The sequence below is a fragment of the Caulobacter sp. Root655 genome, from assembly GCF_001427665.1.
In the GTDB taxonomy this organism is placed as follows: domain Bacteria; phylum Pseudomonadota; class Alphaproteobacteria; order Caulobacterales; family Caulobacteraceae; genus Caulobacter.
The window spans coordinates 1-16,695 of the sequence record NZ_LMHC01000013.1; the positions used below are offsets into that span (position 1 = coordinate 1).

At 68.6% G+C, this 16,695-nt stretch carries 9 protein-coding genes and 2 pseudogenes; 10 read left to right on the top strand and 1 reads right to left on the bottom strand.

Annotated elements, in window-relative coordinates:
* From ASD79_RS25080 to ASD79_RS11570, 10 genes and pseudogenes are all read left to right on the top strand, one after another.
* Positions 1 to 95 (top strand): annotated as a pseudogene (locus tag ASD79_RS25080) (hypothetical protein); the annotation flags it as partial.
* A 2-nt stretch (positions 96 to 97) separates the two neighbouring features.
* Positions 98 to 343 (top strand): annotated as a pseudogene (locus ASD79_RS11530) (dicarboxylate/amino acid:cation symporter); the annotation flags it as partial.
* 238 nt (positions 344 to 581) lie between these two features.
* Complete coding sequence (locus ASD79_RS11535; RefSeq protein ID WP_056721718.1) at positions 582 to 2,384, top strand: amidohydrolase family protein; 1,803 nt, start codon at positions 582 to 584, stop codon at positions 2,382 to 2,384.
* Between the two features lie 194 nt (positions 2,385 to 2,578).
* Positions 2,579 to 5,626 (top strand): TonB-dependent siderophore receptor, encoded by a 3,048-nt coding sequence (locus tag ASD79_RS11540; protein WP_056721720.1) that lies wholly within the window; start codon positions 2,579 to 2,581, stop codon positions 5,624 to 5,626.
* A gap of 523 nt (positions 5,627 to 6,149) precedes the next feature.
* Positions 6,150 to 8,381 carry an alginate lyase family protein gene (locus ASD79_RS11545; RefSeq protein ID WP_056721723.1) on the top strand — a complete coding sequence of 744 codons (2,232 nt, stop codon included), beginning with the start codon at positions 6,150 to 6,152 and terminating at the stop codon, positions 8,379 to 8,381.
* Entirely contained in the window at positions 8,378 to 9,670 is a 1,293-nt protein-coding gene (locus ASD79_RS11550) for an MFS transporter (RefSeq protein ID WP_056721725.1), read from the top strand. The genes ASD79_RS11545 and ASD79_RS11550 overlap by 4 nt, the downstream gene beginning before the upstream one ends.
* Positions 9,667 to 10,419 (top strand): SDR family NAD(P)-dependent oxidoreductase, encoded by a 753-nt coding sequence (locus ASD79_RS11555; protein WP_056721727.1) that lies wholly within the window; start codon positions 9,667 to 9,669, stop codon positions 10,417 to 10,419. Before ASD79_RS11550 ends, ASD79_RS11555 begins: the two co-directional genes overlap by 4 nt.
* A 31-nt stretch (positions 10,420 to 10,450) precedes the next feature.
* A complete protein-coding gene (locus tag ASD79_RS11560) occupies positions 10,451 to 11,332 on the top strand; it encodes a rhamnogalacturonan acetylesterase (protein ID WP_056721729.1) in 882 nt (293 codons plus the stop codon).
* A 315-nt stretch (positions 11,333 to 11,647) separates the two neighbouring features.
* A complete protein-coding gene (locus ASD79_RS11565) occupies positions 11,648 to 14,518 on the top strand; it encodes a TonB-dependent receptor (RefSeq protein ID WP_082584890.1) in 2,871 nt (956 codons plus the stop codon).
* A gap of 96 nt (positions 14,519 to 14,614) precedes the next feature.
* Positions 14,615 to 15,361, top strand: a complete 747-nt coding sequence (locus ASD79_RS11570; protein ID WP_056721731.1) for a FadR/GntR family transcriptional regulator — start codon at positions 14,615 to 14,617, stop codon at positions 15,359 to 15,361.
* 137 nt (positions 15,362 to 15,498) lie between these two features.
* Here the strand turns inward: ASD79_RS11570 and ASD79_RS11575 are convergent, their stop codons facing one another.
* Entirely contained in the window at positions 15,499 to 16,392 is an 894-nt protein-coding gene (locus ASD79_RS11575; protein ID WP_056721733.1) for a LysR substrate-binding domain-containing protein, read from the bottom strand.
* Positions 16,393 to 16,695: the final 303 nt, after the last annotated feature.

A 16,695-nucleotide genomic window follows, 5' to 3' on the forward strand; every position in this document is an offset into this window, starting at 1 on the left:
TGCTGCTGATGGTCACCTCCAAGGGCATCGCCGGGGTGCCGCGCGCCTCGCTCGTCGTCATCATGGCCACCCTGACCTATTTCGGCCTGCCCGAGACCTGCTGCTGATGGTCACCTCCAAGGGCATCGCCGGGGTGCCGCGCGCCTCGCTCGTCGTCATCATGGCCACCCTGACCTATTTCGGCCTGCCCGAGACCTGGATCGCCCTCGTCCTCGGCGTCGACCACCTGCTCGACATGGGCCGCTCGGCCACCAACGTCGTCGGCAACTCCGTCGCCGCCGCCGTCGTCGCCAAGTGGGAGGGGGAACTGGATGAGCCGGAGGGGGATGAGGCCAGGACCTAGGCCAACCCAAAGTTCCGCTCATCCCGGCGAATGCCGGGACCCAAATCCTGTGCGGTGTGGATGATTGGAAGATCTCAGAGCCTTTGGCGTCAGCCCCACAGCCATTCCATCTGGGTCCCGGCATTCGCCGGGATGAGCGGAGTTGGGGTGATTAAAAAACCGACCAACAGGGTGAGGGCTCCAGCCCAGCTTCCGTCCTAGTCTTACCGACATCTCGCCGACCCGCAGGATCGCCTCCATGAAGCTCGCCCTCAAAGCCACCGTCAGCGCCGCCGCCCTGGCCGCCACCCTGGTCCTGACCGGCGCCGCCCAGGCCGCCAAGCCAGCCAAGGGCGAGGTCGTGGCGATCATCGGGGCCACGGTGTTCGACGGCACCGGCGCCGCCCCGCGCCTGGCCAATGTGGTGATCCGCGACGGGCGCATCGCCGCCGTCGGGCCGGGCGTCAAGGCGCCGCGCGGCGCGCGGGTGATCGACGCCAAGGGCCAGGCCCTGCTGCCGGGCTTCTACGACCTGCACACTCACTGGACTCCAGGCGGCGTCCCCTCGACCACGCCGCAGATCGCCGCCGCCTATGTCGCGGCCGGGGTCACCACGGTCAGCGACTTCAACGCTTCGCCGGAATCCTTCGCCCCGCGCCGCCAGTGGCTGTCGGGCCTGGTCGCGCCGCACGTCAATTTCGCCGCCCGGATGAGCACCCCCGGCGGGCACGGCGCCGACTGGGCCGACACCAACACCACCAAGTGGGTCAACACCCCGGAAGCCGCCCGCGCCGCCGTCCGCGTCATCGCCACCTACAAGCCCGATCTGATCAAGGCCTTCACCGACGGCTGGCGCTACGGCGTGGCGCCCGACAACACCAGCATGGACGAATGGACCCTGGCCGCCCTGGTCGACGAGGCCCACAAGAACGACCTGAAGGTCTTCACCCACACAGTGACGGTGGATCGCGGCGAGGCGGCCGCCCGGGCCAAGGTCGACGTGATCACCCACAGCCTGCAGGACCGGCCGCTCGACGCCGAGGACGCCGCGGCCATCAAGGCGGGCGGCACCGCCGACACCCCGACCCTGGCGGTCTACGAGCCGACCAAGGCGGGCCAATCGACCGACATGAGCGATCCCAAGGTCCAGCAGAGCTTCCGCAAGTTCGACAACGCCCTGGCCAACGCCAAGGCGCTGCACGACGCCGGGGTGATCGTCGCGCTGGGCACCGACGCCGGCATGCCCGGCACGCCGCACGGCGTCTCGACCCTGCACGAGATGGAACTGCTGGTCCGCGCCGGCCTGACGCCGAGCCAGGCGCTGATCGCTGGCACGGCGCTGAGCGCCAAGGTCATCGGCCAGCTGGACGACCGCGGCACGATCGAGGCGGGCAAGCGCGCCGACCTGGTGCTGATCAAGGGCGAGCCCTGGAAGACCATCGCGGACGTGCGCAAGACCGACCGGGTGTTCATCGACGGCAAGCTGGTGTTCGGCCCCGGCGCGCCGCCGATGACCGCCAACCTCGCCACCACCATGCCGGCCATCCCGGCCAAGACCCAGATCGACGATTTCGAGCGCCTGGACGGCCGCTCCAGCCTCGACACCCTGCGCAACGACGATCCGGACGGCGGCCTGGACCGCACCGTCGAGATCAGCCAGGTGATCCCGCGCGGGACCGACGGCCACGCCCTGTCGATCTCGGCGCGGATGGCGATGAAGGCCCGGCCGACCGCCGGGGTGATCATCCCGCTGACCCGGGGCTCGATCCAGCCGGTCGACGCCCGCGCCTTCAAGGGCGTGCGGTTCGAGGTGCGCGGCGACGGCGACTACGTCCTGGGCGTCACCACGACCGGCGGCCGCTGGTCGGCGCCGTTCTCGGCCGGGTCGGAATGGAAGGCCGTCGAGGTTCCGTTCTCGGCGCTCAAGGGCCTGACCTATCGCGGCGAGAAGGACGACAAGGCCGCGTGGACCGGCGCCGACCTGACCGAGGTCGAGTTCATGGGCGGCCGCCAGGGCGGGGCCAAGCTGTGGATGGAAGTCGACAATGTCACCTTCTACTGACCCCCTCTTCCTTATTGGTGGAGGCGAGTTCCGAGCATCGCGCCACCTTCGCGCGTGGTTTTGACCGCGCCGCCAAAAATATTCCCCCTCGGGGGTGAGGGACCGGTCCTCGCTTCCGTCTGACTGACTTCGAGACCCACGGATCCGCCTGAGCGGCCCGTGGGTCTCGGGGTCATCAAGTGGGGACACCAACAATGAACACCGCCAGGGCGCTCCGCGCCGCCATGCTGACGACGTCAGCCCTTTGCGCCAGCTGGGCCGGCGCGGCCTTCGCCCAGAACGCGCCAGCGCCGGAGGACGCCCTTGTCGAGGAGATCGTCGTGGTCGGCTCGCGGATCGAGGGTGCCAAGGCCACGGCCGCCCTGCCGGTCACGGTGATCGACGCCAAGCAGCTGGCCGCCGTCGCCGCCACCTCGGGCGACGACCTGTTCCGTTCGATCCCGCAGATGGGCGACGTCAACTACAACAGCAGCTACCTGCCCGGCAGCAGCAACTCGGCGCGCGGCGACATCGGCTCGGTCAACCTGCGCAACCTCGGCTCCGGCAACACCCTGGTGCTGCTGAACGGCCGCCGCGTAGTCACCCACCCGACCAGCCAGGCCGACGGAACCAGCCTGGTGCCGACCATCACCTACAACACCAACGCCATCCCCACCTCGGGCCTGAAGCGCCTGGAAGTCCTGCGCGACGGCGCGGCGGCGATCTACGGCACCGACGCGGTGGCCGGGGTGGTCAACACCGTGCTGCAGGACAATTTCGACGGCGGCGAGGTCGAGGCGCAGTATGGCGTGGCCTCGGGCACCCACCTGAAGGAATACGGCCTGACCGGCCTGTTCGGCAAAACCTTCGAGCGCGGCAACCTGACCGCCTTCCTGGCCTATGATCAGCGCACCGCGCTGCGCACGACCGACCAGGACTACACCGCCTCGTCCGACAGGCGGCCGCTGTTCGTCGGCACGAGTTTCGACGGCGCGGCGACGCTCGACGCCCGCACCACGACCACGCCGTGGGGCAGCTTCACGGCCGCCGCCGCGGTCCGCAGGAGCGGGGCCCTGATCACCAGCGCGGCCGGCGCGTTCCACATCCAGCCGACGACCAATCCCGGCAGCCTGGTCTCGCTGGGGAACGGTATCAGCATCGACGATGCGGCCCTGGCCACCTCGGGCGAGGACCGCAACCTGCGCTACGACACCGCCGCCAGCGGCCTGTCGATCATGCCCGAGCTCAAGCGCATCAACGTCTTCCTGACCGGCAACTACCGCGTCACCGACGAGATCACGGCCTTCGGCGAGCTGGGCGTCTACAGCGCCAAGACCCACGCCTGGCAGTCGCCGGTCAACACCACCTCGGCCCAGGTGATCACGGCGCCGACCTCCAGCTACTGGAACCCCTTCGGCCCGGTGACCTTCGCCAACGGCGCGGCCAACCCCAACCGCCTGGCCGGCACGACCGCGCCCGTCGGCGGCCTGGCCGTGACCCTCAACAGCTACACCTTCGCGGACGCCGGCCTGTCCAAGGTCGACGTCGAGAACACCCAGACCCGCTACCTGGGCGGGCTGAAGGGCGAGAAGTTCGGCTTCAAGTGGGAGTCGGCGCTGCTCTATTCGGCGGCCAAGGTGGAGGACGTCTCGGACGGCCTCAGCGCCACCGCCCTGCAGAAGCAGATCGGCCTGTCGACGCCCGACGCCTACAACCCCTTCAACGGCGGCAGCCTGACGGCGCCCAGCCTCGGCGACACCGCCTCCAGCGGCGCCGCGGCCCTCAACGCCATCCGCGTCAAGTCCACGCGCCGCAGCACCAGCTCGCTGGCCTCGTGGGACTTCCGGCTTTCGAAGGCCGACCTCTTCACCCTGCCGGGCGGCGACGTCGGCATGGCGGCGGGCGTCGAGTATCGCCGCGAGACCCAGAAGGACGATCGCGACGCCCGCGTCGACGGCACGATCACCTACACCAACAGCGTCACCGGTCTGGTCTATGGCAGCGACCTGATCGGCACCAGCCCGTCGCCCGACACCAAGGGTTCGCGCAAGGTCAGCTCGGCCTATGTCGAACTGGCGGTGCCGGTAATCTCGCCAGAGATGAACATCCCGCTGGTGCGCAATGTCGAGGTCCAGCTGGCCGGCCGCGTTGAGGACTACAGCGACGTCGGTTCGGTGGCCAAGCCCAAGGTCGCCCTGGCCTGGGACGTGATCGACGGCTTCCGCCTGCGCGGATCGTGGGCCCAGGGCTTCAAGGCCCCGAACCTGGAGCAGATCAACGCCGAGGTCATCACCCGCTCCAACACCCGCACCGACTACGTCCGCTGTGAGGCCGACCTGCGGGCCGGGCGGATCACCAGCTTCAGCAACTGTTCGCGCTCGCTCCCGGTCGCGGCCCAGCGCTCGGGCAACCCGGACCTGAAGCCGGAAGATTCCGAGACCTCGGGCTTCGGCTTCGTGTTCGAACCCAAGTTCGTGCCGTCCGACTTCGGTCAGTTCACCTTCACGGTGGACTACTGGCGCGTGAAGCAGGAGGGCATCGTCGGCCTGTTCGGCGAGGGCAACGCCCTGATCCTCGACTATCTGGAACGCACCCAGGGCCGCACCAACCCCAACGTCGTGCGCGCCGCGCCGACGGCCGACGACGTCGCGGCCTTCGCCGGGACCGGCCTGACCGCGCCGGGCACGGTGCTGTACGTCAAGGACCAGTACGTCAACAGCCTGCCGCAGGAGGCCCGCGGGGTCGACATCGGCGTGATGTGGCGCCTGCGCGGCACGCGGTTCGGTGACTTCGACGTCAACGTCAACGGCGCGCACCTGCTGAAATTCTACCAGCAGCCGTCGCCGGGCATCGCCGCCCTGCTGGCGGCGCGGGCCGCCGGCACGATCAATCCGGGAACCACCATCGGCGGCGGCGGCGACCTGGTGCGCCGCAACGGCAAGCCGGAATGGAAGTGGAGCGCGGCCCTCAGCTGGCGTCTGAACAACGTCTCGGCCGGGGTCTTCACCCAGTACATCTCCGACGTGAACGACACCAACCTGCTGGATTCGGCCGGCACGCCCTGGGTGATCGACTCGCAACTGACCGCCAACGTCTATGGCCAGTACGAGTTCACCGAAGGCTGGGCGGCCAACACCCGGATCAAGCTGGGCATCCGCAACCTGACCGACGAGGCCCCGCCGCTGTCGTCCGACGGCTATCTCGGCTCGATGTACCAGCCCTACGGCCGCTACTGGTACGCCAGCGTCCGCAAGAGCTTCTAGACCTATATCCTGGCCGCGCTCCGATCGGAGCGCGGCCAGTTCTTTTTCCGCGCCTGCTCCGATCGCGTCCGCATAGCCGGGCATGAGATCGTCGAGCCGACGGGCGCCTCTCCCCTCGATCCGCTCCCCAAACTCCGCTCATCCCGGCGAACGCCGGGACCCAGATCCTATGGCGGTGGGGATGATGGGAGGGGCTCAGCGGGCTTGGCGTCAGCCTCAAAGCCATTCCATCTGGGTCCCGGCATTCGCCGGGATGAGCGGACGTGTGGTTCAAGCCAAGCGATGAACGCGCCGGCGACGATGAAAACCAGCTCTCTAAATTGGTATGTCAAAGTGGTCTGCAAAATATGTCGTCCAGAAGCCAATATTGTACTAGGCCAATGCCGGTATATTGGCTATCGATGGCGCATCGGGACGGCGTGCTCGGTCCGGTCGACCCTCGGCTCACCCCGATGGCCATGGCTGAGCGCGTCACCGAAGGGCCGGCAGAGCTCGCGTGGAGGGAAGTGCGATGGGAGGATCGATGAAGAGCGTCCTGCGTCAGGCCAGTGGCCTGCTGGCGGTCATGCTGCTGGCGGCGACGGTTCCGGCCACGGGCTTCGCGGCCGGTCCGTCCGACACCGCCCCGGTCCTGTTCAACGCCCCGGAGATGGCCTCACTGATCGGCGACGGCGCGCGCTATCCGATGTTCGCCAAGGAACTGCAGCGCACCCGCAAGGAGGTCGACGCCGCCATGCGGGCCGGGATCGACGTGCCCGTGCCGAAGGACCCGGGCGGCGGCCGCACCCACGAGCAGCACAAGCGCAACTACACCACGCTCTATGGCGCGGGCCTGCTGTATCGGGCCACCGGCGACAAGGCCTATGCCGACTACGCCCGGCGCATGCTGCTGGCCTACGCCAAGCTCTATCCGACGCTCGGCCAGCACCCGGCCGCCAAGAACGAGGCCGGCGGCCGGCTGTTCTGGCAGAGCCTGAACGACGCCGTTTGGCTGGTCTATTCGGTGCAGGGCTATGACGCGATCCGCGACACCCTGTCGGCCGAGGACCGCAAGACCATCGACGACGGCGTGTTCCGCCCGATGGCCAAGTTCCTGTCGGACGACCAGCCCCAGGTGTTCGACATCATCCACAACCACGCCACCTGGGCCTGCGCGGCGGTCGGCATGACCGGCTACGTGCTGCGCGACCCGGCCATGGTCGAGAAGGCGCTGAAGGGCACGGACCTCAGCGGCAAGGCCGGCTTCCTGCGCCAGATCGACCTGCTGTTCTCGCCCGACGGCTACTATACCGAGGGGCCCTATTATCAGCGCTACGCCTTGCAGCCCTTCGTGGTGTTCGCCCACGCCATCGACGCCAACGACCCCGGCCGCAAGATCTTCGCCTATCGCGACGGCGTGCTGCTGAAGGCCATCCGGGCCAGCGTTCAGCTGACCTATGACGGCTACTTCTTCCCGTTCAACGACGCCATGCCGGACAAGAGCCTGCGGACCGACGAGCTCTATCAGGCCGTCGCGATCGGCTACGGCGTGACCCGCGACCCCAGCTTCCTGTCGATCGCCAAGTGGCAGGGCCGCACCACCCTGACGCCGGAGGGGATCGAGGTCGCCCGCGACGTCGCGGCGGGCAAGGCCCAGCCCTTCCCCTATGCCTCGATGCTGCTGCGCGACGGCCCGGACGGCGACCAGGGCGCCCTGGCGATCATGCGCTCGGGCCCCGGCGACACGGACCAGGTCCTGGTGGTCAAGAACACCGCGCAGGGCATGGGCCATGGCCATTTCGACAAGCTGAACTGGATTCTCTACGACAACGGCCACCCGATCGTCACCGACTACGGGGCGGCCCGCTTCCTCAACATCGAGGCCAAGGACGGTGGGCGCTATCTCACGGAAAACCAGACCTGGGCCAAGCAGACCATCGCCCACAACACCCTGGTGGTGAACGAGGCCAGCCATTTCGACGGCAAGGTGAAGCTGGCCAGCACGCTGGCGCCCAAGCAGGTGTTCTTCGCCGACGCCGGCGTCACCAAGATCAGCACCGCCCAGATGGTGGGCGCCTATCCGGGCGTCGCGTTCCGCCGCTCGCTGGCGCAGCTGGAAATCGACGGACTGGCCGCGCCGCTGGTCGTCGACCTGATGCGCGTGCATGGCGACAAGCCGGCGCAATATGACCTGCCGCTGCACTTCGCCGGCCAGATCATCGACGCCGGTTTCCCGCTGAAGTCCAACCTCGCCGAGCGGCCGGTGCTGGGCAAGGCCGCCGGCTACCAGCACCTGTGGGTCGACGCGGTGGGGACGCCCGACGCCGCCAACGCCCGCCTGACCTGGATCAACGACAACCGCTTCTACACCTACCGCATGCTGCCGCCGGCCGGCGCCTCGGTGATCCTGGCCGAAAGCGGCGCCAACGACCCGCTGTTCAACCTGCGCCGCGAGCCGGTGCTGATCGAACGGGTCAAGAGCGCCGGCGACACCACCTTCGTGGCGGTGCTCGAGCCGCATGGCGCCTATGACCCGTCGGCGGAGACGACCAAGGGCAGCACCAGCCGCGTCAAGGCGCTGCGCCACGAACGGACCGCCGACGCCGACCTCGTCTCCATCGACCTGGTCGACGGCCGCACCGTGTCGCTGGCGGTGGCCGACGACGCCGACGCGGCTCGCGAGCACAGGGCGACGATCGACGGCCGCGCGGTCAGCTGGAAGGGCCACTTCGGCCGCTTCGACACGCCGGCGGCCGGCGCCGGGGCCAGGCCATGAAGCGCGGCGGCCTGCGCTGGGTCGTCATCGGCCTGATCGGCCTGGCGACGGTCATCAACTATATCGACCGCAACGCCCTGGCCGTGATGTGGCCGGCGGTGTCGAAGGACATCGGGGCGACCAAGGCCGACTACGCTCTGCTGGTGACCATCTTCATGGTCGCCTACGCGGTCGGCCAGTCGCTGTTCGGCAAGATCCTCGACGTGATCGGCACCCGCATGGGCTTTGCCGTGTCGATCCTGGCCTGGTCGGTGTCGATCGCCCTGCACAGCCTGGTGCGGTCGCTGGGCCTGCTCAGCCTGCTGCGGGTGACGCTGGGCGTCAGCGAGGCGGGCAACTGGCCGGGGGCGGTGAAGGCCAACGCCCTGTGGTTCCCGTCGCGCGAGCGAGCCCTGGCCCAGGGGATCTTCAATTCGGGCGCGGCGATCGGGGCGATCATCTCGGCGCCGCTGGTGGCCCTGCTGTACGGGGCCTTCGGCTGGCGGGCGACCTTCCTGCTGATCGGCGTGCTGGGCTTCCTGTGGCTGCTGCCCTGGCTGTTCATCTACCGCGCCGACCCCGGCGCGCACCCGTGGCTGAGCGCCGCCGAGCGCGCCCACATCGAGGATCGCGACGGCGACGCCGCCAAGCCCGCCGGCTATGCGCCGGGCCTGCGCGAGCTGCTGCGCCACCGCCAGAGCTGGGCGATCATCGTCTCGCGCTTCTTCCTCGACCCGGTGTGGTGGCTGTTCGTCTCGTGGCTGCCGATCTACCTGTCCGAGACCTTCCATTTCGACGTCCGGCAGATCGGCCTGTTCGCCTGGGTGCCGTTCGTCGGCGCCATGCTGGGCAGCCTCGGCGGCGGCTGGCTGTCGGGGGCGCTGATCCGGCGCGGGTGGGCGACGCTGGCCGCGCGGCGACTGGCCGTCACCCTGGGCGGCGCGATCATGCTGCCGGCCCTGATCCTGACCGCTCGGGCGGCGGATCCGTTGTCGGCCGTGCTGCTGATCGCCGTGATCCTGTTCGGCTTTCAGGTGGCCATCAACAACATCCAGACCCTGCCCAGCGACTTTTTCGGCGGCGGGGCGGTGGGCACGATCGCCGGCATCGGCGGCACGGCGGCCGTGGCGGGGACCCTGGTCACCACCTGGCTGGTGCCGGCCATGACCGCCGACGGCTACGGCCCGATCTTCGTCCTGGCGGCCGCCATCGTGCCGCTGGGCGTGCTGTCTCTCTGGCTGCTGGGCGGGCGCGTCGCCCCCGTGCCGGCGCCGCCTTCCAACATCAGTAACAAGGGGACCCCCGTATGAGGTTCAAGGACAAGGTCGCGCTGGTCACCGGCGGTGGTCGGGATATCGGGCGCGCCGTTTCGCTGCGCCTGGCGGCCGAGGGCGCCAAGGTCGTCGTCAACTATCGTGGCGACGAGGCGTCGGCCCAGGAGACCGTCCGCCGGATCCAGGCGGCCGGCGGCGTCGCGCTGCTGTATCGCGCCGACGTCACCGCGCCCGAGGAGATCGCCGGCCTGGTGGCCGCGACGGCCCGGGCGTTCGGCGGCAAGATCGACATTCTGGTCAACCTGGCCGGCGGCATGATCGCCCGAAAGACCCTGGCCGAGATGGACGAGGCGTTCTTCGACAGCGTCATGGACCTGAACTTCAAGTCCGCCTTCCTGGTCACCAAGGCGGCGCTGCCCCACATCCCCGAAGGCGGCGCGATCATCAACATCGCCTCGCTGGCCGGGCGCGACGGCGGTGGGCCGGGGGCCAGCATCTACGCCGCCTCCAAGGGCGCGCTGATGACCCTGACCCGGGCCTGGGCCAAGGAGCTGGGACCACGGGGCATCCGGGTCAACGCCCTGTGTCCCGGCCTGATCGGCACCAGCTTCCACGACACCTTCTCCAAGCCCGAGGGCCGCAAGGCCACGGCCGGCAACACCCCGCTGCGCCGTGAGGGCGCGCCGGAAGAGGTGGCGGCCGCGGTCGCCTTCCTGGCCTCCGACGACGCCGCGTTCCTGGCCGGCGTCAACCTCGACATCAACGGCGGCCTGGCCTTCTCGTAGAAGACGGCGGCCGGACAAAGGGAGGATCGACATGAAGACGAGCACAGCGACGCTGGCGGCCCTGACCCTGCTGGCGGCCGCGCCAACCGTGGCCCTGGCCCAGGCGCCAGGGCCCGTGCGGGAACGCGAGGCCCGCACCGACGCGGCGCCGATCAAGGCCTACAAGGTCATCCTGGTGGGCGACTCGACCATGGCCGTCGGCAGTGGCTGGGCCTCGCACTTCTGCGCCCTGCATGTGAAGTCGCCGACCGCCTGCCTGAACCTGGGACGGGGCGGACGCTCGACCCGCAGTTACCGCACCGAGGGTTCGTGGGACATCGCGCTGAACGAGGCGAAGGCCAAGGGCTATGCCGCGACCTACGTGCTGATCCAGTTCGGGCACAACGACCAATCCAGCAAGGGCGAGCGCTGGACCGAGATGGCGACCGAGTTCCCGGCCAACCTCAAGCGCTACGTGGAGGAGGTGAGGGCGGCGGGCGCCGAGCCGGTCCTGCTCACCCCGCTCACCCGCCGCGAGTTCAGGGACGGAAAGCTCTACAACACGCTCGACGTCTGGTCCGAGGAAGTGCGCAAGGTGGCGGCCGAGACCCAGACGCCCTTGGTCGACCTCAATCGCGACAGCGCCGCCTATGTCGAGAAACTCGGCCCCGTCGAGGCGACCATGCTGGCCATGGCCCCGCCCACCGCCGGCGAGCTGGCGGCGGCCAGGACCGGAACCACCCTGCCGCCCCGTTCGGCCGAGGAAGCGCGGGTCCCCGACGCGCCGACCACCCCCACCGGTCCGCGCGGCCAGTACGGGTTGAAGTTCGACTACACCCACCTGGGCGAGGATGGCGCGCGCGCCTTCTCCAGGATCGTCGCCGAAGACCTCGCCGCCGCCGTGCCGGCGCTGCGCAGCCAGTTGGTGCCGTAGGGCGACGAGCCTGGGGGCCTCTCTTGGCGGGAGGCCCCCACACCCGTTTTCCCGGCGAAGGCCGGGATCCAGATTCATCCAGAGCGGCTCATGGGTTTCACCTGGGCCCCGGCCTTCGCCGGGGAAACGGAGGTGGATGGAGTCTGAAAACACCGGACGCTGTTGGAGCGAAATGGCCGGTCTAGGGATCTGGTCTAGATATGGTCCGAAGATTTGGTCCGTCAAAAAAGACCAATAGGTATGCGCATCCGGCTTGACATGCGGACCGGCCCGTCGCACCGTTTTGGCATAAGAACAAAACAAGGGGAGGCCAGGATGCGGGCCATCGACAGCAGCCGTCGTTCGGCGACACACATCTGGTACCGCGCGTTGCGCTACGGCGCGGCGCTATCGGTCGTCATGATCGCCAGCCAGGCGGTGGCGCAGGTCACGACTCCGGCCGTTACGCCCGACGAGGCCAGCCAGGTCGACGAGGTCGTGGTCAGCGCGCTGCGCCAGACCATGCAGACCTCGATCGCGGTCAAGCGCGACTCCACCGCCATCGTCGACGCCCTGTCCTCCAAGGAGATCGGCGACCTGCCCGGCCAGTCGATCGGCGAGGCGATCGAGACGATCACCGGCGCCACCGCCGACCGCGCCAATTACGGCCCCACCGAGATCTCGCTGCGTGGCCTGGGCTCGTTCCTCAGCGCCACCACCTTCAACGGCCGCGAAGCCTCGAACGGCAGCGGCGACCGCGCCGTCAACTTCGGCCAGTTCCCGTCCGAGCTGTTCAACGGCATCAAGATCTACAAGTCGCAGCAGGCCGACCTGATCGAGGGCGGCGTCGCCGGCTCGATCGAACTGGAGACCAAGAAGCCGCTCGACTACGGCAAGCGCCTGGTCTCCGGCGAGCTGAAGGGCAACTACAATTCCTACCAGGACCGCATCAAGGGGGCCAATCCCTGGGGCTGGCGTGGCACGGCCAGCTATGTCGACCAGTACGACCTGGGCTCGCTGGGCGAACTGGGCGTTTCGCTGGGCGTCCAGCGCAACGCCGTCGACGATCCCAACGAGATCTATATCGGCAGCAACACCTGGGTGGCCTGCAACCCGCTGATCGTCTCCAAGACCAACTGCACCGAGGTGAGCCGCGCCCAGGCCGCCGCCGGCGCGCCGTTCTACCTGGCGCCCAATTCGCTGAGCTACCGCCAGCTGACCGCGGACGAGCGGCGCGACGCCATCTTCGGCGCCATCCAGTGGAAGCCTAACGACCGCATCGACGTCAATCTGGACGTCGAATACTCCAAGCGCCGCTACACCGAAGACCGCCACGACTTCGGCCTGGCCGAGACGCGCTACAATCTGCACAACGTGAAGTACGACGACGACGGCAAGCTGCTCTACGCCGAGGGCTCGAGCACGCTGCAGTCGGTCTCGACGCTGTTCCAGCGCCAGGAGCGCTATTTCGGCGGCGGCGGGAGCGTGGCGTTCGAGGCCACCGACCGCCTGACCCTCAGCACCGACGTCTCCTATTCGCAGACGGTGCGCGACGACTTCACCCGGTCCACGCGCCTGCGGTCCGACCCGCTGGACATCTACGGCAAGACGACGGCGATCAACAATCAACGCGTGCCCTACGTCTACGACGCGCGGAACGGTTTCGCGCCGACCCTGGCCATCGACCCACGCTTCGACGTCAACAACCACGACCTTTACAGCGACGACACCCGTCTGACCCGCGAGGAGGAGCAGAAGAAGGACCGGATCCTCGCCGCCCGCTTCGACGCCCGCTACGACCTCGACGGTTTCCTGAGCCGCATCGACGCCGGCCTGCGCTGGTCGGACCGGCGCTATACCAGCTACGACGACCTGGTGACCATCGACCAGGCCAGCCTGGCCGTCGACCGGACCGTCAACCTCGCTTGCCGCCAGCCGTTCCCGCAGACCGACTTCCTGTCGGACGCGCCGGGTAACCAGATGAAGAGCTGGGCCACCTTCGACACGCTGTGCCAGTTCCAGAACTATCTGGGCACGACCGATCCCGGGGGCAGCGGCGACCTGCGCTCGGTCGCCAACGCCGACGTCACCGAGACGGTGTGGTCCGGCTACCTGATGGGGTCGTACAAGGGCGACGCCGGCAAGGTTCCGGTGCGCGGCAACTTCGGCGCGCGGTTCGTGAAAACCGAGGTCGCCTCCAAGGGGCTGCGGGCCGGTCTGGACGTGGTCACCAATCCCGACGGCTCGATCCGCCTGGTCGAGAACGGCGATTTCGACAGCACGACGATCAAGGCCAGCAGCTTCCGCGTCCTGCCCAGCGTCAACGCCAATTTCGACCTGAGCCCCAAGACCATGCTGCGCCTGGCGGCCTATCGCGCCATGTCGCGGCCGGCCCCCAGCAGCCTGACGGCCGGACGCGCCATCACCCTGCAGGACGGGACCGACTTCACCTCGATCCAGGACGCCATCGGCGAGATCGTCGCCAGCGGCAGCCCGCGACTGAAGCCGATCATGTCGTGGAACGGCGACATCGCGCTGGAATACTACGCCAACCGCGACACGATCCTGGCCGGCACCGTCTACTACAAGCAGTTCACCGGCGGCTTCATCCCGGTCACCAAGGACGAGACGTTCGTCATCGGCGGCCAGCCAGTGACCGTGCCCGTCACCCAGACCCAGAACAGCGACGAGAAGAGCCACGTCTACGGCGTCGAGGTGACCCTCGCCAACCAGTTCACCTGGCTGCCCCATCCGTTCGACGGTTTCGGCGGCAAGATCAGCTACAACTACGCCGTCTCGAACTTCAAGAACTACGACATCCGGCTCGGCGACGTCATCGATCCCGACACCCAACAGGTCACCGAGGGCATGATCCCGGCAGCCAGCCTGGGCGGCTATTCCAAGCACGTGCTGTCGGCCCAGCTCTATTACGAGGCCGGCCCGTTCAACATCCAGGGCATCTACCGCTACCGGTCGAAATACTATCAGGACTTCATCGGCGGCAACGCCCAGCTGCGCTACATCTCGGGCAATGACACCTTCGACCTGTCGGCGTCCTACAAGGTCAACCGGCACGTCGACATCCGCTTCCAGGCGCTCAACCTGTTCAACGAGACGAAGATCGATTCGATGCCGATCTATGGCAGCACGCGCGAGTACCAGTATTTCGGACCGCAGTTCTTCATCGGGGTGCGCGCCAAGCTTTAGGAGATCCGGTGCGGGTAGTGTCCAGGCCAGATCGCTATTCCAATTCGGGTGCGGTTGGGGCAAGGCTCTACAGGCAACCAGGATATCGAGGACGTTATGGCTGACCGCCGGCTGTTCGAGGACATCGCCGAAAAGATCGCGGAGATGGTGCGAGCCGGCGTCTTCCCGCCGGGCTCGCGCCTGCCGGGCGAGCGGGAGATGGCCGAGCGGCTGGGCGTCAGCCGGGTGACGGTGCGCGAGGCCGAGATCGCGTTGCAGGCCAGGGGCCTGATCCGGATCAAGACCGGGTCGGGCGTCTATGTCTGCGAGCACTCGGCCGAGGATTCCGACGAACTGCCGACGGTCAGCGCCTTCGAGGTGACCGAGGCCCGGTCGCTGTTCGAATCCGAGGCCGCCGCGTTGGCCGCGCCGATCATCGCCGAGGCCGACCTGGAGAAGCTGGACGGCCTGCTGACCGTGATGGCCGAGGACGGGCCCGACGACGAGCGGACGACCGCCGCCGACCGCGAGTTCCACATGACCATCGCGGCGGCGTCGGGAAACCGGGCGATCATCCATGTGGTCAAGACGCTGTGGCGGCTGCGCACCGAGATCCCGGAGGTCAGCAACACCCACGCGGCCGTCTGCCACCATGACGGCGCGACCCGCCAGGACGAGCACGCCGCCATCGTCGCGGCGCTGCGCCAGCGCGACCCCAAGGCGGCCCGCCAGGCGATGCGCCTGCACTTCGCGCGCCTGCTGGAGTCGATGCTCGACGCCACCGAGGAGCGCGACCTGCTCGAACTGCAGCGCAAGGCCGCGGAAAGCCGGTCGCGCTTCCTGATGAGCGCGAGGATGGCCTGATCCAGGCGCCGAAGACCCGTTCGCGGGCCCAGGCCCGATCCCCAACCCACCGTCATTCCCGCCACAAGGGCGGGAATGACGGTTGAGAAGCGGCGCACAGGTTGGTTGAACCCCAATGCGTTGGATGTCGGCAAGGTCTAAAGCGAGCCGGCTTCCACCATGCACAGGTCGATGAACGACCGCAGGATCGGGCTGTCGTTGTCGCGGCGCCAGGCCAGATACAGCTCGACCGGCTTGAACGGCGTGGTGTCGACGGGGCGGAACTGCACGTCGTCGAAATGCAGGCTCATCGCCGACTCCGGCGCCAGGGCCGCGCCGAGGCCGGCATGGACCAGGGCCAGCATCGAGTGGATCTGGGTGACGTGCTGGACATAGTGCGGCGACACGCCGTTGGCGTCGAACAGCGTCGTCAGCATGTTGTGGAAATAGCCGGCGCCCTCGGCCGAATACATGATCAGCGGTTCGGCGTCGAAATCGGCCAGGGTCAGCGTGGCCTTGGCCAGTCGGGCGTCGCCGGTGGGCAGGGCGGCCACCAGGGGCTCGCTGAGCACCCGCAGCGTGGCGAACTCGGCGCGCTCCATCGGCGGCCGCACCAGGCCGATGTCGATCCGCCCGGTCAGCAGGGCCTCGACCTGTTCGGAGGTGACCATCTCGCGCAGGGTGAGGTCGGCGTTGGGCAGCCGGGCCCGCGACAGGATCACCAGCCGGGGCAGGAAGCTGTAGCCCGAGACGGCGGTGAAACCGATGGCGATCTGGCCGGCGTCGCCGACCGCGATCCGGCGAGTGGCCAGGGCGGCGCTCTCGGCCAGGCGCAGGATGCGGCGGGCTTCCAGCAGGAAGGCGCGGCCGGCCGGGGTCAGGCGCACCGAGCGGCTGGTGCGGTCCAGCAGGGTGACGCCGAGGATCCGCTCCAGCAGTTGCACCTGCCGGCTCAGCGGCGGCTGGGTCATGTTCAGCCGCTGGGCGGCGCGGCCGAAGTGCAGTTCCTCGGCGGTGGCCACGAAACAGCGCAACTGACTGAGTTCGAACATCGGAAAGCGCCCGCTCGTGATCCCTTGGAGCGGGGAAGCTAGGCGCTCGGCGGCCGGAACGGTAGCCGTTCCCAGGGCCTTGGCCCGACTGACCGCGAAACCCGTCACGCGCGGCGTTCACCGGTGAAGGTCACGCGGCGCGTTCCTTGGCCTGGGCCTTGTCGATCAGCGCCTGCAGCTCGGTCCTCTCACCCTGGGTCAGGTCGGTGAGGGGCGGGCGGACGGGGCCGGCGTCGCGGCCGATGGCGGTCATGCCGGCCTTGACGATCGAGACGGCGTAGCCCTTGCCGCGATTGCGCAGGT